22 protein-coding genes are annotated in these 24,121 nt (G+C 38.2%); 20 read left to right on the top strand and 2 right to left on the bottom strand.

Annotated elements, in window-relative coordinates; translation table 11 throughout:
* Nucleotides 1-20: 20 nt before the first annotated feature.
* Nucleotides 21-1,424, bottom strand: coding sequence for a TolC family protein (locus tag LAQ65_RS09425; RefSeq protein ID WP_224116700.1), 1,404 nt, complete (start codon nt 1,422-1,424; stop codon nt 21-23).
* Nucleotides 1,425-1,568: 144 nt separating this feature from the next.
* Nucleotides 1,569-2,492, bottom strand: coding sequence for a helix-turn-helix domain-containing protein (locus tag LAQ65_RS09420; protein ID WP_224116699.1), 924 nt, complete (start codon nt 2,490-2,492; stop codon nt 1,569-1,571).
* 716 nt (nt 2,493-3,208) lie between these two features.
* Between LAQ65_RS09420 and LAQ65_RS09415 the strand changes: the two genes are divergently transcribed.
* From LAQ65_RS09415 to LAQ65_RS09320, 20 genes are all read left to right on the top strand, one after another.
* Nucleotides 3,209-3,562 (top strand): hypothetical protein, encoded by a 354-nt coding sequence (locus LAQ65_RS09415; RefSeq protein ID WP_224116698.1) that lies wholly within the window; start codon nt 3,209-3,211, stop codon nt 3,560-3,562.
* A gap of 190 nt (nt 3,563-3,752) precedes the next feature.
* Nucleotides 3,753-4,124 (top strand): hypothetical protein, encoded by a 372-nt coding sequence (locus LAQ65_RS09410; protein ID WP_224116697.1) that lies wholly within the window; start codon nt 3,753-3,755, stop codon nt 4,122-4,124.
* Nucleotides 4,096-5,016 (top strand): hypothetical protein, encoded by a 921-nt coding sequence (locus LAQ65_RS09405; RefSeq protein ID WP_224116696.1) that lies wholly within the window; start codon nt 4,096-4,098, stop codon nt 5,014-5,016. Before LAQ65_RS09410 ends, LAQ65_RS09405 begins: the two co-directional genes overlap by 29 nt.
* Nucleotide 5,017: 1 nt before the next feature.
* The gene (locus LAQ65_RS09400) at nt 5,018-5,761 is read left to right on the top strand and encodes a hypothetical protein (protein ID WP_224116695.1); all 744 of its coding nucleotides are present in this window, start codon (nt 5,018-5,020) and stop codon (nt 5,759-5,761) included.
* 245 nt (nt 5,762-6,006) lie between these two features.
* Complete coding sequence (locus LAQ65_RS09395; protein ID WP_224116694.1) at nt 6,007-7,923, top strand: DUF262 domain-containing protein; 1,917 nt, start codon at nt 6,007-6,009, stop codon at nt 7,921-7,923.
* A 119-nt stretch (nt 7,924-8,042) separates the two neighbouring features.
* Nucleotides 8,043-8,801, top strand: coding sequence for a hypothetical protein (locus LAQ65_RS09390; protein ID WP_224116693.1), 759 nt, complete (start codon nt 8,043-8,045; stop codon nt 8,799-8,801).
* Nucleotides 8,802-9,044: 243 nt separating this feature from the next.
* Entirely contained in the window at nt 9,045-9,944 is a 900-nt protein-coding gene (locus tag LAQ65_RS09385) for a hypothetical protein (RefSeq protein WP_224116692.1), read from the top strand.
* Nucleotides 9,945-10,105: 161 nt separating this feature from the next.
* Entirely contained in the window at nt 10,106-10,522 is a 417-nt protein-coding gene (locus LAQ65_RS09380) for a hypothetical protein (protein ID WP_224116691.1), read from the top strand.
* A gap of 168 nt (nt 10,523-10,690) precedes the next feature.
* Nucleotides 10,691-11,524 (top strand): hypothetical protein, encoded by an 834-nt coding sequence (locus LAQ65_RS09375; RefSeq protein WP_224116690.1) that lies wholly within the window; start codon nt 10,691-10,693, stop codon nt 11,522-11,524.
* A gap of 375 nt (nt 11,525-11,899) precedes the next feature.
* Complete coding sequence (locus tag LAQ65_RS09370; protein WP_224116689.1) at nt 11,900-12,385, top strand: hypothetical protein; 486 nt, start codon at nt 11,900-11,902, stop codon at nt 12,383-12,385.
* Between the two features lie 110 nt (nt 12,386-12,495).
* Nucleotides 12,496-13,122: a PH domain-containing protein gene (locus LAQ65_RS09365; RefSeq protein WP_224116688.1), complete on the top strand. Its 627-nt coding sequence runs from the start codon at nt 12,496-12,498 to the stop codon at nt 13,120-13,122.
* A 276-nt stretch (nt 13,123-13,398) separates the two neighbouring features.
* Entirely contained in the window at nt 13,399-13,650 is a 252-nt protein-coding gene (locus LAQ65_RS09360) for a hypothetical protein (RefSeq protein ID WP_224116687.1), read from the top strand.
* Between the two features lie 265 nt (nt 13,651-13,915).
* Nucleotides 13,916-14,314: a hypothetical protein gene (locus tag LAQ65_RS09355; protein WP_224116686.1), complete on the top strand. Its 399-nt coding sequence runs from the start codon at nt 13,916-13,918 to the stop codon at nt 14,312-14,314.
* A 220-nt stretch (nt 14,315-14,534) separates the two neighbouring features.
* Nucleotides 14,535-15,206, top strand: coding sequence for a hypothetical protein (locus LAQ65_RS09350; RefSeq protein WP_224116685.1), 672 nt, complete (start codon nt 14,535-14,537; stop codon nt 15,204-15,206).
* 139 nt (nt 15,207-15,345) lie between these two features.
* Nucleotides 15,346-15,795, top strand: coding sequence for a DinB family protein (locus LAQ65_RS09345; protein ID WP_224116684.1), 450 nt, complete (start codon nt 15,346-15,348; stop codon nt 15,793-15,795).
* Nucleotides 15,796-16,122: 327 nt separating this feature from the next.
* Nucleotides 16,123-17,715: a rhomboid family intramembrane serine protease gene (locus LAQ65_RS09340; protein WP_224116683.1), complete on the top strand. Its 1,593-nt coding sequence runs from the start codon at nt 16,123-16,125 to the stop codon at nt 17,713-17,715.
* Between the two features lie 178 nt (nt 17,716-17,893).
* The gene (locus LAQ65_RS09335) at nt 17,894-18,325 is read left to right on the top strand and encodes a hypothetical protein (protein ID WP_224116682.1); all 432 of its coding nucleotides are present in this window, start codon (nt 17,894-17,896) and stop codon (nt 18,323-18,325) included.
* A 350-nt stretch (nt 18,326-18,675) separates the two neighbouring features.
* On the top strand, nt 18,676-20,001 hold the full coding sequence (locus tag LAQ65_RS09330; RefSeq protein ID WP_224116681.1) for a metal-dependent hydrolase family protein: 1,326 nt from the start codon (nt 18,676-18,678) through the stop codon (nt 19,999-20,001).
* A 325-nt stretch (nt 20,002-20,326) separates the two neighbouring features.
* Nucleotides 20,327-21,745: an endo-alpha-N-acetylgalactosaminidase family protein gene (locus LAQ65_RS09325; RefSeq protein WP_224116680.1), complete on the top strand. Its 1,419-nt coding sequence runs from the start codon at nt 20,327-20,329 to the stop codon at nt 21,743-21,745.
* A gap of 20 nt (nt 21,746-21,765) precedes the next feature.
* On the top strand, nt 21,766-24,048 hold the full coding sequence (locus tag LAQ65_RS09320) for a hypothetical protein (RefSeq protein WP_224116679.1): 2,283 nt from the start codon (nt 21,766-21,768) through the stop codon (nt 24,046-24,048).
* Nucleotides 24,049-24,121: the final 73 nt, after the last annotated feature.

Below are 24,121 nucleotides of genomic sequence, written 5' to 3'. Positions count from 1 at the left end.
ACTATTTTATAGAACACCTTCTATTTAAATTCATTTATAAACAAACTGAAATCGCCACTGGCTGCGGCTTTTAACAGCAATGCCTGCCACACATTGATATTCGCAATATCGCGGCCGATTTCTGCCCTGTTTAATGTGTACAGGGCCTGTGTAATATCAACTATATTGGTAAGGCCATTGGTGTACAATACTGACTTTTGCAGGTATGCGTCAGATGCCGCTTTCGTTTGTACCGGGGCTTCCTGGTAATTGGCCAGTGCGTTTTTAATTTTCTCGACAGCCAGTGCCTGTTGTGTTTTGATTTGCTGGCTTACCACTTCGTATTCCCCTTCTAATCCTTTAGAGGTCCACTGCTGTGCGGCCACTTGCTGGTTTACCCTTAAGATACTGGTCAGGTTCCAGGCAATACCCATTCCCAGCAGGTAATTACTGCGGTCTGGTTTAATGCCCTCCCAATAGTTATGCGTATAATCCTCCGGGTGGACAAGGCTATAGGTATCTCCAAAACCGGAGCCCCTGGTCTGCATTACACCAAACACGGAAACAACGGGTAATTTAGACCGGTCAATAAATTTCTCCTGTTGCTTGCTTACATCGATCCGGCTTTGGTAATATTTTAATAACGGATGGTCTTTTGTTGGGGCAGCTGAATCAAACAGGGAAGCAGGTATCCTGTTTAGGAACAAACTGTCCAGGAAAAAATCCTGGTAGGGCACACCCATTAACTGGGCCAGCTGGCCGCGCTGCTCCATTTCAAAATCGATCGCATTAGTGAGTGCTGTTTTTGCATTTGATATCTCTGCATTTGCCTGGGAAGAATCAACGCCGGCGTTTAACCCGTTTTTTGTACGCGCTATTACGACTGCCCCGAGTGCATTAGCCCGGTCCAGGTTTTTTTGCTGGGATATCCTTAAACGTTGTGCGGCTAACAAATTCAGATAAGCTGCGGATACGCGTACCTGGTGCTGGAACTTTTCCTGTTCCAGGTCCAGCGTGTCCCTTAACACCCGCGCTCTGGCTACTTTTATATTCTGCCGCACCCTGCCAAAGCTGAAAATATCCCAGTTGATATTGGCAAGATATAATGAGCCAAAGGCGGCGTTCCAGTTTTGTTCCAGGAAGATAGGCCCGGCGGAGGAAGTGCTTGATATTTTGCTGGGGTATGATGGCCCGAATTGCCCGTTGACGGTACCATAGGAGTTTTGCGCAGCGACGCCGAAATCAGGTAAGCGCTCTAATGCGCTTTCTTTTTCCAGGGCCTTTGAGGCCTTCAGGTAACCTGCTTTCGCCTTAATTGAACCATAGTTTTCCAGGGCTGTAGCCAATGCATTTTTTAAAGTTACCACCTGGCTGTTTGCCTGGAATGCCGGCAGTGAAAGGGCAAGGCAAATGGCTAAATAACGTTTCAGCAGTGATAATGACATATTATTGAAATACGAAACAATCATGATTTGCTACTTAATTAAATATGATAAAAAAATTAAATGACAAGCGCCACCGAAAGCAACTGCAAGTAAGGTCATTTCTGAAATCCTGGTGTATGAAATTCAATGTTTAACTTACGATTTTCAAACATTCCGGAACTTAACCGGACTTAGCTGCACATGTTTTTTAAAGAAGTTGTTGAAATGGGTGGCTTCGGTAAAGCCCAGGGCAAAGGCGATTTCAGAAACGGACCACGCGCTATGCTTCAGCAAAATTTTTGCTTCCTGCAGGATGCGTTCTGCAATGATCTGCGAAGTGGTTTTATCTGTTGTTTCCTTTACAGCCCTGTTCAGGTGGTTTACATGCACATTTAGTTGTTTTGCATAATCAGTCGCGGAGCGCAGTTTTACCGACTGGTGGTTATCGTCAATCGGAAACTGGCGTTCCAGCAATTCCAGGAATAAGGTAGAGATCCTTTGGGATGCGTTGATTGGTTGTTTGTCAAATTTTTCTGACGGCTGCATTTTCAGGGCAAAATGGATCAGTTCAAATACAATCGTGCGCAACAGGTCGTATTTATGGATGTAATCAGAATTAATGTCTTCAAACATCCGCTGGAACAAACTGTTTACCTGGTCCACCTGTTCATCCGTCAGTTCAAAGACATGTTGTCCGCCGGGCTGGAAGACACTATACTGGTTTAGGTTTCCGTACTGGTGGAAAAAATGCTGGTCAAAGATGCAAAACACGCCGCTCCGTATTTTATCCAGGTGTTCCCATTTATAGGGTATCTGCGGATTGGAAAATGACAATGCCTGTTTTTGTACTTCAACAACGGTATCGGCAAAGTGCACTTTGCTGTACCCGATCACCAGCATGATCTTAAAATAATCCCGCCGTTTATAGGGTACGGGTTGGGCCTTGTCACCCACAAAAGGATCCAACTTAAATACGTTGAAATGCCCGATCTCGTTACGGATATTATCAGGCATCCAATCGAATTTCCGTTTATAGAATTCTTCTATGGTTTCGACCTTGCTCATTTCCCATAAATTTAAGGATTTCATAACGGCTGCTGGTTTATAACTTTCATGGTGTAAAGGAATTTGAAATGCAAAAACCTGCCTAACGGATTTCAAAGCAATACCTACAATTTTCAAACAATGGCAGCCAGGCCGGCGGGTGAAGAATTGCACCAGTTGGTTCAATTCCTACTGCCCGGGGTTTGGTTTTTATTTGAGCGAATCCGGCGGCGTATTCCCTGGAATCCATCCGGACAATACAGGCTTCCTTGCCTGCACCAACAGCTTGCGGAACGGCTGTCAGTAATTAACTGATTTCATTTAGCACTTGTGGTAAAAAACATATAGTTACCGGTACGGGATTTTCCCCTATAAATTATTGAATATTTATTTATATGTTTAAAAGCCAAAATTTCGGTTATATGTGACCGAGGTGGCGAAGCCTTGCCCCGAAATGACCATTTACAGGAAATACAGGGCAAAGGTTTTTAACTGTTAATATGTGGATTGTCCTAACAACAATCTGAATAGTATAACGCTAACTTATTGAAAAGCAATACAAAGGTTGGAATATATTGGGTAGATAATATCATATATATTAGCGTTGGCTGCAAACGTTTGGACTCCGTGGATGTGTCAGCCGAAATATAATGCAGAATTCCGATTGATAGAACAACGTTTTTGGGCAATTCGTCTGGAGATGAAAGGCTAAAATGTACTATTAAGTAAACAAATATTATTTGCTGGACAGATAAATATTTATGAAGTTTTACGTTTTATTATTTTTTATTTCATTTAGTATTTCTTGCCGGTCAAGGCAGGAGTTTGATAAAGCTAAATGGAGTGAGGTTGGTGATTTAATGACTTTCCCAAATAGAAATTCAATGTTGAGTGATTTGACGGACAATTATAATCTTAAAACTATGAGCTATAGTCAAGTCATTGGGTTGCTTGGACAACCCCAGTATGTTCAAGAAAATGGGAAAGTAATTGAATATGATATTGATAAAAAATATGGGACTGACATAGATCCAGTTTACATTAAAGCAATGACTGTATCATTTAATACTAACTTGACGGTGCAAAAAGTGGAGATAAAGGAATGGAGAAAGTGAATTATTTTTGAACGTCTGCAGCCAACAATGGTATTTCTAATATGCGGGCGGGATAGATCCGCAAGTTCTAAGATCAAAACACCTTTTAACACCATATGGGTTGGACGATCGTGCGGGGCCGCACATCAGAAATACCTGCCGTTGGCAGTATTGCTATTTGACAGACTTTAAAACTTTAATCATATAAAATATGAGACCATTAATCTTTGAATTTAAAGAAAACCCAACAGGTGAACCTCAAGACTACTCATTAATTGAGTATGACGACACTCTGAATTTATCTATTAACAAATTTACAGGACAGCCTGCTATAGACACAGTGAATTTAGAAACTGAAACTTTCACAAAAACACAAGGTGAAAGTGCAGACTCTGACAGGAGTGGATTGAGTATGCTTATGGACACAGAAACCAGGACATTCACTCATTCAGAATCTTCGGATAGTGATAAAGACAGGATGGCTTTGCAAAATCTAATGGCTACAACAACCTTAACGGAATCTTCTGAAACTGCTGACCAAGACAAACCATACAATGCTATTAATCATTACGCACAAAACTGATTTCACAGCAGACTTTGTAATAAATAAGCTTAATCAAAGGAAGGCAAAATACAAGCGATTTAATTGCGAGGATATTTTAACTTATGACAGTTTGGTTAAACTAGACAGTAATTTCAGCTATTCAATACTTGGTGAGAATGATATTAGTTCAGTTTGGTTTAGAAGAACGCAATTGCCAACAATAAAGGAGTTATCGCTTAATGAAAGAATATATATTCTAAATGAAACAGATTCCTTAATTAAGAACTTGTTTTCAATAGTTGATGCTAAATGGGTCAGTGACCCGTTTTCTGTTTATAGAGCTGAAAATAAATTACTGCAATTAAAGATTGCAAAACATTTGGGTTTTAAAATTCCTAGTACATTAATAACAACCTCAAAAGATGAGTTAAAAAAATTTTATAAAGAGCAAGGTGGAAGGATAATCATAAAGCCAATTTCTCAAACAAGAATTGACAATAACGAAACGCCTAGCTTTATTTTTACAAGTAGAATAACCCAGAAGCAAATCGACGAACTTGAAAACTTTGATTTAACACCTTGTATCTATCAAAATGAAATAGAAAAAATATATGAAATCAGAGTTACAGTAGTTGGTGACAATGTTTTTTCGGCATCGGTAGATTCCCAAAATGACGTAGAAACAGAGGTAGATTGGAGAAAAAAAAGACTAATTTTTAAAGCAATTGAAATACCTAAACGAGTAGAAAGTCTGTGTATTGAAATTGTCAAGTGTTTAAATCTTTCATTTGGTGCAATAGATTTAATAAAGGACAAAGACGGTAACTATATTTTCTTAGAAATAAATCCAAATGGACAATGGGCTTGGATAGAAACCCAAACTGGTTTGAATATCTCAGAAGCGATAATAAAAAAACTAACCAACAAATAAAATGAAAGAATTTCTAAATAAAATTGGGCTTTTTTATGTTCCTGATGAAACAAACCCGTATTCATATATTCCAGGAGATTATAAAATAGAGAATGACGAGAAGAAAAGTGAAGCTCACAAAATTTACTTAAAAAATCTTGAGAATGAAGAAAGTAGCAGGCTGACATTAATAGAAGGTAAAACGTCACAGCTGATTTCGCAAACTGGAATTATATTTTCTTTACTTAGTTTATTTGTTCCTATCCTTATTGACAAGGTTACCGACCTTCAATTTATTGTAAAGCTTTTACTTCTTATATTAATGATTTTGGCATTTTGCTTTTATATGTTGACAATACGAAATGCACTTAAAAACTTTAATGTAAAAAACTTTACCTATAGTAAGCCTTCGCCAAAAAATGTATTAAGCTTACAAGACAAAAGCCTCGAAATATTTTACGCAGAGGAAGTAAGAGACTTGCTATATTGCATTAATGTAAATTTAAAAATTAATAATAAAAAAGCAACCAATCTTCTTCATTCTTATAATTCATTCAGAATTGCAAATACATTGACTGGTATTTTAGTTACTGTTTTCAGTATCGTTCTTTTATTCTTTAATCCTAAAAAAGAAGGTTTTGTAATTGACAAACCTGTTAAAATTGAAAATTTCGATTCTTCAATCAATAAGCTGACAAAAGCAATCACAGCAAAAAAGGACACTATTTATTTAAAGGTAAAGGAGACACCCAATAATATGCACTAACTGCCAACAAAAGTATTGCTTCAATTGGGGCTGGACGGAAGTACAACCATCGGCAGTGCATATCCAAGCTTTTGTTTCAACGGAAGGATTTCTACCGGTCATTAGTTCTTGTCATTAACTTTTAATTATAAATTTAGCTTGAATTGCGGGCAGATAATTGGTCAATTCCCCAACTGCAGCAATATTTGTCCGTTAGCTGCAAGGCTATGACGACAACCAACAAAAGGAAATTTGAACATTAAACTATGTCAGCAATAAATTTAACAGACTTATTTAGCACAAGAATATTTCGCATACCCGACTACCAAAGAGGCTATGCTTGGGAGGACAAACAACTAAATGAACTTTGGGACGATTTAGACGAAATTCCTACTGTAAATGACGAAATAAAAAACCACTACACAGGAACAATTTACCTTGAAGAAACAAATCCTACAGAAGCTGAAAATTGGATATCAGGTGTTAAATTTTACAATGTAGTTGACGGACAACAAAGACTAACATCTATTAGTATTCTACTTTTTGAATTACTTAAAGCAACTGAAATTGGTTATGCTGAAAAGAAAAAGGAAAAACTAATAGAAACTTTTGTTTATGAATCGAATATGTCGGGAGAAAGTAAAGTATATAAGTTTAGCTACGCTTTTACTGACAAAAACTTCAACTTTTTGCTCCATTCAATTTTTGAGGACAATAAGGTAGTTCTTAATCAAGGACACTTAAACCATCACACTAAAAATTTAGCATTTGCGAAAAAATTCTTTCAAGATAAAATTGCAATACTTGACGATTCTCAAAAAAACATTTTATTCAAAAAGATTACAACCTCACTTCAGTTTGACATTAGAACAATAGAAAAAGACTTGGACGTTCAAGCCGTGTTTGAAACTATGAACAATAGAGGAAAACCGCTTTCAACTCTTGAAAAACTTAAAAACAGACTTATTTATCTAACAGAAAAACTAACAAATCCAGACGAAGACAAACAGTCGTTACGAAAAAAAATCAACGATGCTTGGGGAAAAATATACACTTGTTTAGCACAAAACCCAGAACACATTCTTGACGAGGATGTATTTTTATCGGCTCACTTGTCTTTGTTTAGAAAACCCGTTGAATCTACATTTTCGGAGAAAGTTGCAGAAGAAAAAGTTTTTCATATGTTTTGCAACAAGCCCGAGAAATACGATTTAGACGAAAGTGGTAAAAAAGAAGAACCAATTTCTTACAAAAAAATAGACGATTATATTTTAAAACTTTCCGAGTTAGCACCAATTTGGTATCAAATTCATAATTCCAATTCCAAATTGATAAAACGTATATTAACTCTTGAAAGCCGTAAAGACATAAAAATATTCCTTGCCGCAATTTTGAAGCAAACGAATGACACTTCAATTCACGCAAACACTTTTGGGAATTTAGAAAAGATTCTATTCCGAAATTGTGTTCCGGGAATTGGTATTATGGACGAAAGAACAACGGCAAATTGGGCGCGAGATATTTACAATGCCGAAGATACTATTGAAGGAATCAATCAAAAGCAAACGAATTTATTAGGAACAGCCGTTGCTGTTCCTAACATCATTCAACCGTTCAAATCTTTATTTACTTACGAAAGAGGAAATAAGGGTTTTCATCGTTGGAGTGCATTAAAATATTTCTTGTTCGAATACGAAGAACACTTGAAACATAAAGCACAAGAAACTAATGACAAAGTGACCATTGATGATTATTTAGAAACAACAATAGAGCACGTAATTCCACAGCAATTTTGGGACAATTGGCAAGACACAGTAAATGGTTTTACAGCAGGTTTGGAAGAAGACAACATTGAACAAGCAAGAAAAGTTCTGATAAATTCACTTGGCAACTTGACAATTCTTAAAAACGGAAAAAATTCCTCTTTGGGTAATAAAAGTTGGTTGGACAAGAAAGAACGTTTTAGAACAGGTTCTTATAACGAAATAGACATAAGCCAACACGACACTTGGTCAAAAGTCAAGATAGCTCAAAGAGGAAAAGAAATGTTGAAATTTCTTGAATCTAAAATCAACGGTCTGACTTTTTCGGACACTGACATTGAAAAAATTTTATTTTATGACGACTTCATTATCGACAAAATATACGACAGAAACCCAGCAGCTAACAGCAGTTTAGCGTAATGGCGGGTGCATTGCTTCTTATGACAGTTTTGTGGTAGGTTCAAGTGCAGTTCTTTGATTGAACATTTGTGCTAAAAATCCGCTACTACGCCAAGCCGCAAAACGTTAGCGGCTATACCATGACCCTATTAAATACCATTTTTGGAGTAATTATTGTTGTTTTCTTAGGATGCAATAATGAAACTAGTAATGTTTCATATTCAAAAAGTAGTGGGCTTTTTAAAGAGAACAATCAATACGTGGACACATTTAGATTTACATATGTGAATTCTCATTCAAACGCTCAGAAGTTAATGAAGGAGCCATATTTATTCAGTGAAATTGATGAGACTGCTCCATTTGGAAATGATGAGGGGAGTGATGCAGCCTATGGCTTTCGGAAATGGAGATCTTCTAATCTAAAAATTTCTACAAATATTTATTTGAATGATTTAAGAAGTAGCTGGGGATATTCTTTTTTTGATTCTAAGGAAATGGATTCCAATGCAATTATGAAATATTTGAATACCCCTTCTCTAAAAAATGATGTCGAAGTTGATCAACAAATAAATGCATTGAAAGAGTCATTGAAAAATTCTGTAGATACGTCATTCAAAAGTATGGATGATAAACAGTTTAGGGAAATTGTTGTAAAAACATCTGACCAAATCGGGAGTGCCCATTTAATAGGTCTTGATAATTCAATTATTGGAATTGGCTTTGCTCAGTTTGTTATGGAGGGGAAGATTGATGCAGACTTTAAAAGTTTGGTAGAAATTGCTATAAAGCGGCAATTACTTCCTGTTTTACTAAGTCGATGGGACAAAGACTATGTTGAAGTTAGAAAAAGAGAGTTGATCCAAATGCTTGAAATTATTCAAAAGGCACCCAGCCATTAATGCTAGTACAGACGCAATCAGGCAGTTTGACATAATATCGGCGGACGAAGACTTCATCAACGGATGGAATGCAATTGATCATTAGTCCAGGCGGGAATTGTGGCTAGCATCAGCAATAATTTAGAATGAACAATTAAAAAAAACAGCAGCTGGTTTAAGCGAACGGAATACCGTAGCCGCCAATACGCCAGGCTGCGAACGTTACCACCTATTATATATAGACACAATAATAATAAATTGACTATGAAAAAAACGGCATTAACATTTTTAGTAACCTGCTTGACCTTTTTGACATTTGGACAGGTTGCTGAAAACCAAAAAATGATTGAACTCGGTAAGACTTACAAGGACTTTATGTTCCGTAACGAGCCGACAAAAGATATTTTGAAAGAAATAAAATCAGATGTTCCAGAAAACTTGAAAGTAGCGACAGAGTTTATTGCTCAAAGTATAACGACTAAAAACAAACTTTTAACTCAACCGTTCTTATCAAGACCTGACGACAAGGTTTTAAAACATATATACATTATCAGAGCAATTAATCTAAACCTGAGAGAAGAAAACCAAGTTGACAACAATAAATTAATAGACAGCTTATCAAACAAAGAAATACCGACCTATGAATTGGTTGATAATTATTATGAAATGGTTTTTACAGCAGTTGGAAATAAAAATCAACCTTTTGACCTTTATAAAACCGACTTGAAGTTAAAGGATTATAATCTTAAAGACGATACAGAAATGGGGATTTTAGTTCTACAAGCAATTAGCTTTTGTGGAACAACTATTTGGGGTTATATGAATGTAGTAAAGCCAGCAAACACAAAAAATGCATATGACTATATTAAGAAGTTTCCTAAAATCAACGGCAGACCATATTTTCAATACACAGACTTTTATTTCACGGACTTTGAAATGAATATTGTTAAGGACAAAGGAATTCAGAGTTACAAAGGTTATTACCTTGACAAATACTACGAGACACTTTTATATCATTTAATTTGCCTAAACAAGGAAGGTAGTTCAGAAAAAGAAAAGAACGACTTGCTACTTGGTTCAATTTTGAAAGAACGAAACCTTTATAAATACACGAAATACAAAGAGACATTAGAAGACATTTTTAAAGAACAGAAAGGAGAATAACGGGGCGGACATGGGTTTTGGATCTGGCGGGTTGACATGCAAACTTGGAACTTTGTGCCTCTATTCAAGTTAAGTGTTTAATCACCGTTGTGTGTATAGAAACTTGTCTGTACGCAAAGCCCGAAAACGTTGTACGCCATTTCTAGGACAGACATCGAAACATGAAAAGTAAATATTTAGTCGGCTTTATTTTATTAACATCCTGCTCGACGAGCTATAGAAAGGAGTTTGAAAACTTGGCTGATATCGAAATTCCAAATTCAGCAATTGTGACGAAGCAAGAATACCAGGATATGATGCAGGACTTTTCAAAAATCTATGAAATTAAATTGGACAAGGTCTCATTAGGAAGTATTAAAGGCTCCATTCTCAAATCTATGTATTATGACTCCACTGTATTTAGTGAAAATGGAGTAATAGATTCCAAATCACTTAGGCCTGGAATTGTAAATGGGTTATGGTACCAGAGCAGTGTTGGTTTTTCATTTTACGCCATGACAAAAGATAAGAGAAGAGTTGTTATTGCCAAAATTGATTCAATATCAATGACAGCTAAATTTGAGTATGGATTTGACTAATCACGGTGTACAAAAATGGTATTGCTTATATGCGGGTTGAACGGATCCGCAATTTCAAAAAAACAAAAAAATTTCAACACTAAAAGGGCTGGACGGTCGTGCGGGGCCGAACAGCGCTAATGCCCATTCGTTAAGGGTAATTGTAAAACACCACAATTGAAATAATTTATGAATGAAACTGTAACAGTTGATGAAGCAATAGCAAAAGGACATCGAATGGTAAATTATCCTGTAATGATAATTATGTTCGGGATACTTGGGCTATGTTTTTATTTGGGAATTCAAAAAATTCTACCGACTTGGATTTTTCCAGTAGGTTTTGGACTTGCCTTTGTACTTGCCTGGCTCTATTGGAGTGTAATGAATACCAAATGGAGACTTTGGGCTTTTGAGAATGTTCGTAATGTTAACGAACTTAAAAAAAGAGCCGTCCAGGAAAAATTAATTTGGGCGGACAATAGTTTATTTGAAAAAACTGAAATACGTAGTTCGGCAGACAGAGAAAAATGGACTTCATTACAAAATAAATTCACTAAAGACGATTTATTTATTGATGACATCACAATAGCAAATGAGACAATAATTTTCTATTCAAAAGGGAAAAATTATATTGAAATGGTAATTATGCTTGGCTGTTTTGCTTTTGGTATTTATTTAATTATTAAAAGTGACAGTTATATTTTGGGTTCTATTTTATCAGTCGTAGGAGCATATTTTGGATATAAGGAATATAAGGAGGCAACTAATACGGAACCACAAATTATTATCAACGACAAAGGGATAAAAACTATTTCGACAGAATTTTATCAATGGTCAGCTATCGAAAATGAAGAAGTAATTATCGAAGGTTCAGGGAAGTATACTCATTATTATTTAACATATGAGCACCCGGAAGGTTCAGAACATTTACAAATTGACGACTTTGACACAGACCAAAAAAGTTTAAACAAGCTACTTATTCTGTATCGTGGACGTAGTAAGAAAAAGAACAACTACCGCTAACAAGCCTATCCTTAGTAAAGCGTTCGGAAACTACCATTTAGACAATGAGTAAAGCACTAACGCAAAACAGGGTGGCAATATGGCGGGACGACGATAACACCAGGCAATTGAATACACAATGAACTTATATTTATAAAATATTTGGAGGCTACGGTTTCACGTTTTTAAAAATTCAGCCACATCGCTAAGTTTGGAACGTTTCAAGCAATTTTTATGACAACCCTCAAAAATTTCAGCTTATTTTATTTAGAACTTCTATTTTTTTGTTCTAATGGGACAACGCATGTTAATGTTAAGGATATAAAACTGGCAGAGGTGAATAGTGAAACTGAAGTTCCTCTTAAGCAATACTCTTAACGTTCTGGGCAAACAGCTATGAGAATATTTAAAATTGCTTTTCTAATTATTCTTTCAACAAGTTCATTTGGCCAAAATAGAATGCTTGGACGGTATAGGGACTATTTTGGAAGTCGAGTGGAACTAAGTTCTGACAGTACATTCAAATATTCCTGGCAATTTGACCTGGCATCAAGTTGGACAAAAGGTACATGGACATTGGTCAATGACACATTATTCTTTCATATGAAACCAATATATGATACTTTACTTTACTTGAATCGTAGCAACTCCCTAGTTGACACCCTTATCTTATCAGAAGACGAAAAGCCAGAAAGAATTTCATTTTCAGACACAATATATTTATCATCTGGTGGGCAGAATTATCAGATATGCCCTGACAAATTATTCTTTAAAAATGAGCGGTTGTATAAAATTTGGAATGGAAGCTTAGTCAGGAAAAAGCAAAAAGGATTTTGGACTGGTAAAAAGTGGGACCCATGGTTTTTTAAAAGTGAAGACTAAAATCTACGAACAACAAATTTATTTTTAATATATTGGTTAGATAATACCGAGGGGCCGCACATCAGCAATACCTGGCCGTTGGTTCTAAGTATCAAAACACACTAAAATGTATGGCTTCAAAATTTAACCGAAACTTATTACCAGACTTTGAGAGTGTAAGAGATGACGAAGAGGAGATTTTATGGACTGCTAAACCTAAATTTATTCCATATGCTTTAACCGGACTAGCTGTTGGATTTGGGATAATAGTATTCGGTGGTATTTCTTTTGCTATGATTAAAAGTGCTACTGGTATGGACAACTCAATCGGAAGTTCCTTTTTTATTATGGCAGCAATTCCAATCATCTTTTTCCTTTGGAGTTTTCTGCAAAAGATATTTTCCTACTCTAATACAAGTTATGCATTTACGAACAAAAGAGTGATGATGCGAACAGGTTTTATAGGTATTGACTTTAAGAGTATTGACTACGACAAAATATCGGACATAGAAGTAACAGTTAACGTTGTTGAAAGAGCATTTAATGTTGGGACAATTAAAATATTTAGTGGCAGGACACAAACTGACGACGGAGTAACGTCTAAGCATTATGACCGATGGGAAGCAATTCCAAATGTGTATGAAATATTCAAAAAATTAAAGCAGGTTTCAGTGGACATAAAGACTGACTTCAACTATCCAAATGCTTTGCGACCAGAAATTAATCCTGGATACAACACTAAGTATGACAGGAAATAACTGCCACCAACAGGAGGTTTGGCTTTATTGCGGCTGGTTGTTGCTAACTTCAGCTATAGTTCGTGATTTAGCTTTAATCCCGGCCTAAAAGAATGGCATTGAAAATATAATATTTCTTGTAGAATAATTTATTTTCAGCTTACATAGTTAGTTGACGACAACAATTAATGAACATCTGTGCAATTATTCAGCATTGCTTTGGGGCTTGACGTTCGGTGAATGCCGCTACATCACCAAGCCGCAAAAACATTAGCAGCAACCTTAAAAAAGACTCATATGACTTCGAAAAGAATATTGGGATTTGTTTTTATTCTTCTTGCAGGTATTTTAACTCTTGCAATTGTTGGACAGCTGCCGGCTCTTTTCGGAATTCTATTAGGGTTCTTTAAAATATTTTCAGGCAAATTGGACGGTTTTCAAATTGGCGATGTAGTTGGACATATTATTTATTGGATAATTCATTTCCTTGCAACAATAGCACTTTGGAGATATGGTGTAAGATGGTCAAAAAAACAAGTCGAAGTATAAGCTATGACTAGACTTGCAAATATTTGTAGAAAAAATCCAATGAAACATTAGAGAATCAAAATTGGGGCGTCCCAGAAGACGCACCAATTAATCTTGTAAAACATTGTGTTGCTCCTTGGACTAGCGAAAGATGATATCCAATTAAGGACAGATTGTTTATGGAAAACACCTTTAAATATTATGCAGACTGGACAATGCTGCGGGGCCGGCTTTCATCAATACGCCGCACTAGGCCTCAATCATAATTCCTTAAAATTCTTGATTTATGAAAGTTATTAATTGTTTTTATTTATGCTTTATCTTGTTTTTAGCCTGTTCATTTGCGTCTTGTAGTAATCAGGATAACAGGAAAGCGATTATTGGTCGTTGGAGATTTGATAGTTATTATACAGATGGGGCATTAACTCCTCAAATGACTGAAGACTTAAAAGTATTTAATCAAGTCACTAAAGGCTTAATAATTACATTTAAAGAAGGAGGCATGATGAAATCTGAGCAAAAGGGAGGAAGTGAAATTAATAATTCGGATGGAGTATATAATATTTTAAAGAATGGACAATTAGCATTGGGAATTGATACTGCAACTATTCTGCAATTAGACGAGAACTTCCTGAAGCTTTCATCTGAAGGCAAGCCGAATATTTTATTTCGGCGAATTGATTAGGTGCTGAACTGATTTTTTTGAGTTTGCACTATTATTATATTTTTGGGTTGTAACCAAAAGTGATTTTGCTAATATCCTGGCTTGATGACTCCGCAACTTCGAACAGCAAAACCCCTTTTACCAACAAACTTTTTTTCAATAATAGGGGACCTTAATTCAACCAGGCCTTGGCCGTTGCTGGCAATTTATTTGACGCACTAAAATTCTAAAATCAAGATAAATGGGACTAGACTGGAGACCTATGGGGAAAGCGAAACCCGGCTTCGAACAGAAGTTTGTAGAATTGTTTCATCTAATTCAAAGGACGGAGAAAGTTAATTTAGGTTTTTGGGATAGATTATTAGGTAAGAAGCCTCCTTCGAAGGATGATTTATTGAAAGAATGGTTCTCAATTCAAATTCCTGGTTATGAGACCATAAAGGCTCCGATGGTTGGACGGGACCTTGCTGCTAATGATTGGTTGCAAAATGAGTATGATAAATCCGATAAATCTATTTCTTTTGAAGAATTTGTAAGGCCGTTCGATGGTTATTATGTAATAGAACTTGCAGAGGAGGAAGATGGTGTTCCTATGTACATTTCTATGGGACAAGATAGAAATGTATTCAGGGCCCAATTTTTGAATGATTGTCGGGAGTTAATTGGTGAAGATTTATATGAATCGGCATGGGAGACGAAATTGGCAGATGAGACATTTATCTATGGCCAACAAATTTTATCAATTGCTGAAAAAATCGCCTCTAATAATAACTTATTGTACTTAAGAGAGCAGCGTATTCCTCCAGATACTGATGAAGATAGTTTAGAAAGTAAAATTCATATCCTTTATTCTGCCGGTAATTGGTTGACTTTTTATGGTACACGTGGCCATGGGTACGAAGCTGACTTCTAAGGTAAATCACCTTAACTGCAACCAACAAGCGGATCAAAAGTTCGGTCGGATAGCAGGATGTGAGCAGTAATTATCAAACGACAGAAGATTGAAGAAAGAACATTTGTTGTTTTTACTAAATTAAATAAAAACTCGGGTTATGAAATCAATATTTGATAAAAATACAAGAGAAGAAGTGATTTATAGAATTAATTCATTAAGTAATAATTCTACAGCCAATTGGGGGAAAATGACTGTGACACAAATGGTTAAACATTGTGCAAAATGTGAAGAATACTATTATGGCAAACTAAAAGTGAAACGCTCTATTCTTGGAAGATTAATTGGAAAGAAAGTTATTAAAGCTATTTTGAAAGATGAGACAAGCGCTCTTAAAAAGAACGCTCCAACATCGCCTGAATTTGAGGTGAATGAGGACAAATTGGATTTTGAAAAAGAGAGGGCTGCCTGGAGTCAATTAATTGAGGGATACGAAAATTTCGACAATGAAATATTTACACATTGGTTTTTCGGAGAAATGACCAAAGAGCAGTTAGGGCAATTTATTTATAAACATTGTGACCATCATCTGAGACAATTTGGAGCCTAGAGAAAATACGGTTCGGTTAATTACTAAGCAACCAGTCCATATATAAACATCACGACAAATGGAAATTCATGACTGAATTACAGAAAATATTTATGTTACAGGAAAATTATGGGCTTAAATATATCAAATTCAGTTTTCACATTAACCAAAATAACCGCGGCTGATAGCAGGTTTTGTTAAATTGAGACTGGATGGACGTGCAATTTTCGGCAGTGCATACCCTAGCTTCCTGTTCGGCGGACAGAATTCAGCCGGGCTGAACATTAGCAATGCTCGGCCTTAGTCGAAAACCCTTTGATGACATCATTTTATTTTTAACCACATACAATGACCGGACTGACAAATAAACTAAGATTAATTTATAAGCCATTTTTGATTATTGCAATTGGTGTAATCGCAGGTTACACCTTACTGAACTGGCTTGTTTTTAAAAAGCTTCAGGTAATCTCTCCTAACGAGGATATAGTTAACATTTGGATACCATTTATACTTCCATGGATACCAATTTTAATCTGGTTGCGACCACGAATTAAACTTTTAAACTTAAAACGAAAAAAGGGCGACCTGCCTTTTCTTTATATTTTAATTGCAGGTATTGCAATTGCTATTCCAACTATTATTGCACAATTCTATCTTGAAACAGCATCCGGGATACTTTCAAAGCTTGATAATATTAGCCAAATCGAAAAGCAGGCCGCAACAAAGTATTACACAATAAAGGATTTTTACATCGATAAAAACAATATTGGTGTTGAAAGTAGTTTTGATGTTAGTGGTAAAAACAATCAGTACTTCAACATGAACCTGTTCATTGCAATGCCCATTCTTAATTCATCTGCTGATACCTCATCCATAAATTGCCTTGCATGGTATGGTGTAAAGTATCACGAGCAAATTAGCAACCGCCTTGACAACAAAGAAAAAGAAGAACGATTTCAAAAATTTGCAATTGAAAGTCAATCGGATTTTGACAAAAAAGATGTATATAAATTAGTTTACTTTGACAGGATTGGAAACACTGACGACCATAAAGGGTTTATTTCTGCAATTAAAAAGGATAAGAAATATAAAAATAATTCAACGACTGTTTTAATACCTGTTAATGAGCCATTTGACGCAAGAAATGAAAATAAGTTTGCCTGGATTTTTGGAGCATTTGGCATTGGGGCATTGATTTGGTTAATCATGGTGCTCATTCCAAAGTTTGACGAAGTAGCATTAGGTAAATTCCAAAGCGGAATAAGTTCGGAAGAAACAGATATGAAGGAAGCATTGTCTTTTTTTCTTCCAAGGGAAGGATTTTACATTTCTCCCATTATCATGGATTTGAACATTTTGATTTTTATCATCATGGTTTTTTCGGGGCTTGGCCTTATTTCATTTAAACCAGCTGATCTTTTAGCCTGGGGTGCAAATTTCAGACCAGTAACAACAAATGGGGAATGGTGGCGACTGCTCACGAACACATTCTTGCATGGCGGGCTTATGCACTTGCTTGCAAATATGTACGGACTTATATTTGTTGGTATTTTCCTTGAGCCGCGATTGGGAAAAACCAGGTTTGCAATAATTTACCTTACAACAGGAATTCTTGCAAGTCTATCAAGTCTGTATTTTCACGAACCGGCAGTAAGTATTGGCGCCTCGGGTGCAATCTTCGGTCTTTACGGTGTTTTTCTTTCATTACTGCTGACAAATGTATTTCCAAAAGATTTCAGCAAGGCATTCCTGGTAAGCACATTAATTTTCATCGGTTATAATTTACTTATGGGATTCGCTGGTGCTGGGATTGACAATGCGGCACACATTGGTGGACTTTTAAGCGGATTTATAATTGGTATAATTTTATATCCTCAACTTAAACGTCAGGCTGGTGATGAGCAAATGTTGGAACCAGTTGAACCCCAAAAATATGATTGATACGACAACCGTCTAAAAGTAAGGCAGCCGCCACCTAAAGTTTTGCTATAAGTGGGGTTGGAAGTTGTAATATTATCTGTACAGCACCGCATAGCACAGGTAGCCAGGACCCGCTGTTTTTGCACCGTACAACGTTGTGGACTTATTTGTTGTCAATAGCCATATTTGATAAAATAATATGAAATCAATATTATCATTTGGAGCAACAACTTTCATTGTCTTTTTCCTGATTTGCTGTCAGAAAAATTCACTGCCTGCTAATGACATTAAATCTGCTATCCCTGGAAAGTGGAATATTGTAAATGACTCAACTTTTATTGGTGTTGGTATAAATAATCATCAGGTAAGCTATTCTGGACAAGCGGGCGACTATTTTGATTTTAGATCGGATGGCTTTCTTTATACTAAAGAAGGAGCAGTTTTGGATACTTTAAGTTATAGCCTGGCTTCAGACAACACAATTTTAATTGCTTCTTTTGGAATTATATTGAATGGTCAACCTGGAATGAGTTACATCTCAAATCTGACGGCTCATAGTTTAACTATCACTGCTCCAATTGTAATCACTCCCGGTGGTGCATTCGGGAGAAAAGTGAATTTAAACAGGTGAAAATATCTCTCTGATATTTTATTACTATCCTTTATGACCTGGATTAAACTTTTCATACAAACTTCAGCAATGCCCGGTTTGATTTTTGGGTATCCTTATTGATTCTGGGATGGTCATATTTACAAGGGTAAAATCGGAATGTGGTTTGTTCATCCATAGAAAGCATTATTTTATGATTTTTGAAACAAGAATAGTGTTGTGAAGGGAAACTTTCAAGAAAGGTTCTGTGAGAATGTAGGGGAGAAATTCCCCTGTGCGGCTCGATTGGCGGTCCTGCTAAAACGAAACTGCGAACAATTAATTATATTACGGTATTGCTGTTTTAACTACCTGAATAAATTAGTGCATATATGAAAAGGCCACTATTTACATTTGCAATTTTGCTGAGTGCATTTTTTGCAATGGCTCAAAAAACAATTCTCATAAATAACGTTCAGATTTTTAATGGTAAGGATGAAAAAACCATTAATGGCAATGTACTTATCGTAAATAATCTCATTAGCAAAATTTCAACCTCCCCCATTCCAACAAATAAAAGCGGGGCAACAAAAATAATCGATGGCAAGGGGAAATTCCTTATGCCCGGCCTGATTGATGCCCATACACATATCATGATGGAATCTTTGAACATCATGGAACTGATGAATAGCGACATTGAATATATAACTGTATGCGCAGTTAAATCAGCAGAGAAAGACCTCATGCAGGGCTTTACTACTTTCAGAGATCTTGCAGGCCCTGCATTTGGTTTACAAAAAGCCATAGACAGGGGGGTAATTATAGGTCCAAGAATTTACCCTTCTGGCGCCATGATTTCCCAAACTGCTGGACATGGTGATTTTCTTTCTCCTAATGATGTTCCAAGAGACATAGCAGCAAACCTTGATTTTTCTGAGCGTAATAATTTTGGAATTGTGGCTGATGGTGCCGATGAGGTATTGAAACGGGTAAGGGAACAACTTCGTCTTGGTGCAACACAGATAAAACTTGCAGCAGGTGGTGGCGTTTCTTCCAATTACGATCCGCTGGATGTATCTCAGTTTACAGAAGCAGAAATGAAGGCCGCGGTTGATGCTGCTGAAAATTGGGGCACCTATGTCGCCGTACATGCATACACACCAAGGGCTATTCAAACTGCATTGCGTGCAGGTGTGCGTTGCATAGATCATGCCCAGCTGATTGATGATGCCACTGCAAAAATGCTGGCAGATAAAAAAGCATGGTTAAGCCTGCAGCCTTTTATAGATGAAGGTAAAAGCTCTTTTGCTGAAGGTTCACCGAACCGTATCAAACAGCAAACTATGATGAGGGGTACTGATAGCGCTTACCAGTTTGCAAAAAAGTACAATATTAATACTGCATTTGGAACTGACTGCTTATTTCAGCCAGACCATTCAGCTGCCAGGGCTGGTGATCTTACAAAATTATTGCGATGGTACACGACTTTCGAAATATTAAAAATGGCCACTTCAACCAATGCGAAATTACTTGCCATGAGCGGACCACGTAATCCTTATCCCAATAAACTGGGTGTTATAGAAGAAGGTGCTTATGCAGATATTTTACTGGTAGATGGTAATCCCCTTATGAATTTAAATATAATGGAGGACTATGATAAAAATTTGTTGTTGATCATGAAAGATGGAGTGATTTATAAAAATAACCTTAACAAATAGTATGAAAGGGTTAATCAGATGCACGAACCCCTAAAATGGGGGTTGCCTTCATTCATATATTATTAGTTTTTGCCAAATTTTACACGTTGTTATGCTATTTAAAATCTGTTCGGATATCACAACCCCGGGACCGGCCTTCAAGAATACAGGTCTTATACTTTTATGTATTGTTATTTGAGGACGAGTCAGCACCCTTCCCCCGCATGGTTAAAAAACAATTGGTTATTTTGAATTTTGGCAGCATCTGTCCCGCTTGCAGGCAATATATTCGTTTGCTGTATACTTTATTAAAAACGCCGATCGAATCTTTCTAATCCTTAGTGCAATGAATAGATGCCTGTCATTTGGCCTGGTGCTGCTCCTGGTGCTGGCTTTTCCTGCTACCTACGCCCAGGACCCCATACAAAAAAACTTTTCCGGTAAATGGCACCATAATTACGCACAGGCTTTGGTAATGAAAATGTTCAACTGCGCAGTTGATAGTGCCGGTAAACCTCGTGTGTATATAACTTTTGAACAAACCCTCAATTATATCAGGGCCATGGATAACCTGACCCTTGGTGTGCCCAAAATAATTTACCTGGTTGGCTGGCAGTATAATGGCCATGATGATAAATATCCCGCATTTTTTGAAGTGAATGAAGCGCTCAAAAGAAAGCAGGATAAAACAGCCAGGGAAAGCCTGCTCTGGTTGATGCGTGAGGCAAAGAAATACCATACCACCATAAGCCTGCACATCAACATAACGGATGCGTATGACAACAGCCCTTTGTGGGATGAATATGTGAAAAATGACCTGCTGGCGAAAAATGAAGATGGCACCCTGGTGCAGACGGGCGTATGGAATAACCACCCTTCCTATCATATCCTGGCTAAAAGGGAATGGGAAACTGGCTTTTTTCAAAAGCGGCTCGACAAGCTGTTAGAACTCCTGCCGCCATTGCAGGAGGCAGGCACTATACACATTGATGCATGGATAGCCAGGGGTAGTAAGGGACACCATATTTCCCCGGAAGAAGAAATCAGTTATATGTGGAAGATCGGGGAATACTGTTTGTCAAAAGGAATTGATATTTCCACTGAGCGCAATGATTTATCCAGGTATTTGTATGGCCTCTGCCCGCATTTTTATCATTTTAATGGCCACTCCCAGGATGATTATTTAACCTATCCTGCAAGTTTCGTTACCGGCTCAAATTTTAACCCCGATTTAAACGGGGACAAAAACCTGAAATTCCTGTTTGGCACAAGCATGCACGGTGAAACAGTTTTCCCGCGTAACCCCACCAATAAGATCAAAATCACTGAAGAAAACTGGACCTCTTATTTTGCTGACGAATTTTACGAAAACTCCCTGCAGTATTTCTTCCTGAATACCTTACAAAGGTTGGGTGTGAATAATACCGGCAATAACCGGGTGGCCTTGTTTTCTGGTAATGTCAATGTTTCACTTGCAGATAGCACAGTAAAGCGGGGTGATTTTGTGTTGCGCAACAAATCCTTTATGTATTTCCCTGCCGTTTGGCGCAATGACCATGGATACATAGTGTATTCGCAGCAGCGCGGGACAAAACTATTGCAAAGGCCCGCGGACTGGGCATCGGCAAAAACTATTTTCCTGTACCGGGTGAGTGCCGGCAGGCTGGAATTTGTACGGGAACTGGTGTTAAACAGGAATGAATTTACCCTGGAACTGCAGGAAAAATCACCGATGTACATTACCCCGCAGAAATTGAAACAATAAAAAACAGGGTGTCAAATTATATGCGTATCAAAGTTGCAAGGACTGTAATGCTGGGAATCTTCCTTTCCCTTTGTTCAAACGGGTTATTGGCCCAGGTTGATTTCCGGACCGATTATTTCAGTATCCGCATTAATGCCAGCGGCTGGATTACCAGTATGCAAAACATCACGGTAAATCCCCATCGGGAATTTAGCCCGGCTAATAAACCATCGCCCTTGCTTTCTTTGTACGACAGTAAAAAGAAACAATATTACCTGCCGGGCAAAGCTGCCTACAACAAAGCCAAACATACTTTTACACTCTACTTTCCCAACGGCTCTGTGGCTTCCGTGAAACTGGATCCCCACAGCAAATACCTGAAACTGACCCTGCTGGCACTCAGTCCGCGGAACGGTGTCGATAATATCCAATGGGGTGCTTACCATACCAATATTGCCAATCTTTTCGGCGAAGTGATCGGGGTGGCCCGGGATACCAGTGAAGCCGTTAATTATGCGATTGGCATGCTGGCCCTTAACGACATCACCATTGGTGGAACGGCCGACCTCGAAGGGGATGCCGCACCTTTCCAGTACATCATCCATAGTCCGGATAAACAGCAATACCCGCTTCCTGCAAATTTGCAGGAAGGCCAGGCCTTTCCTATTGGTGGTGATGGCATTAATGATGTGGCCTTTTATGCGCACCCCGAGCCTTACTACCGGATCCTCTATGGCAATGCGGCTTTTGTAGACAAGGATGGCGAGATATTCCTGACCTACCACGCGCGCAACCGCAGCATCCCGCAACAAATTTCTTTTTCCCTGATTCCCTTCTTGGCTACAAATAAACCCAATCACCAAAACGTACAGGCTTTGCCGGGAATTGATTTTATGGGTTCATCTATCGCCCTTTGGGGAAGTCCCGATAGTACGGCCCTGCTGGATGTGATCCGGAACATCGTTTTGTCCGAGCACCTGCCTTATCTCACCATCAATGGCAAGTGGATTAAGGACCCCGCCCGTTATATCCCCGATGTAAGTGCCCGCGGCGGGCGTTATGACAGCACTATTTCCTATGTGTCACAACTCGGTTTTAAAGCTATTGAAACCGAAGACCTGCCCTTCTTCAAAGTGGACCGGGGGAACCGGGGCTATATTGACGGGGAGCATTTTGAACAAAAAATTATTCCGTTCAGTTCGGGCAAGCTCTCGCATAAAGCGTTCACCGACCTGTCTAACCCTAAAGGCATATTGGTAGGCCGCCATACCATCACCACCTCCCTGGCGCAAGGCACCCTGGATGCAAGCCCTTTGCCGAATGATAGTTTGTGCTACCAGCTAAAGCGGGTACTGGTTAAAGACATTAGTCCCGCCGACACCCTCATTGAAATTGATGATCCTGCTTATTTAAACGAAATAGCCAGCTGGGAAGGGCACAGTGAAAGCCTCAACATGATTAAGATTGGCCGGGAGCTGATTCATTACATGGGCGTGAGCAATACCCCGCCTTACCGGCTGCTGCGGATCCAAAGGGGCTACTGGGGAACCATTCCGGCCACCCATGCTGCTGGCGATGCCGTCTTCAAAATGCAGGTGACTATTAATTATGGGTATGACGGCCTCATTCCCGATATCTACCTGCAGGACAAGATTGCTGAATACTACGCCGATGTTTGCCATATCAACGGATTACGGTTTATGGACCTCGACGGCCAGGAATTTTTATTCAACAGCGGGCATGGTTATTATTCGGTGAAGCGGTTTTTCCGCAAGATGTTTGAACGGGCAGCAGCGCTCCAGATTCCTTACCTGCGGGTGTCCGGCGCTACGCTCTCTGAAGGGTCCTGGCATTACCAGAGCGTGTGGAACGTGGGCGGGGGCAACAATATGTATGATATCCGGAAGCGGGTTTGGGGTAGTTCAACCAGTGAGGGCAAAGACATCCGGGATGTGGCCTATGCCAATTATTTTCCCGCAACCTTTGGCAATAACTTCGGCTTGACCGCCGGTTCAACGGTGGCCGATTTCGAGCATGTGCAGGCCATTTCGGTTGGGGTAGGGGCCACCTACCTGCTGGAACTCAGCCAGGATGCTGTTGAAAGCTGTCCGCAGAAATATGAGATATTCAAGGCTGTCCGCACCTGGGAAGACGCCCGTGCGGCCAATGCTTTCCCGCGTTGGGTCAGGAAAGAACTGGCAAAGCCTGAAAACCAGTTCCATCTTGAGCGAATGGATAACAACACCTGGAAGCTGTATAAAACAAGCCTGGATGGAAAAAACCCGGTTTTGTATTGCTGGTTGAAAAGACAGGCGGGGTATTAATGGCCGAAATGAATTTTTTTTCTTTAGTTTAACCTAGTATCCACAAGTCAGGATCTTCTCTACAATCATACTA

The organism is Flavihumibacter profundi (assembly GCF_020076305.1).
In the GTDB taxonomy this organism is placed as follows: domain Bacteria; phylum Bacteroidota; class Bacteroidia; order Chitinophagales; family Chitinophagaceae; genus Flavihumibacter; species Flavihumibacter profundi.
The sequence above is the reverse complement of the archived record's forward strand: the minus strand, read 5'-3'. Positions and strand labels throughout refer to the sequence as shown.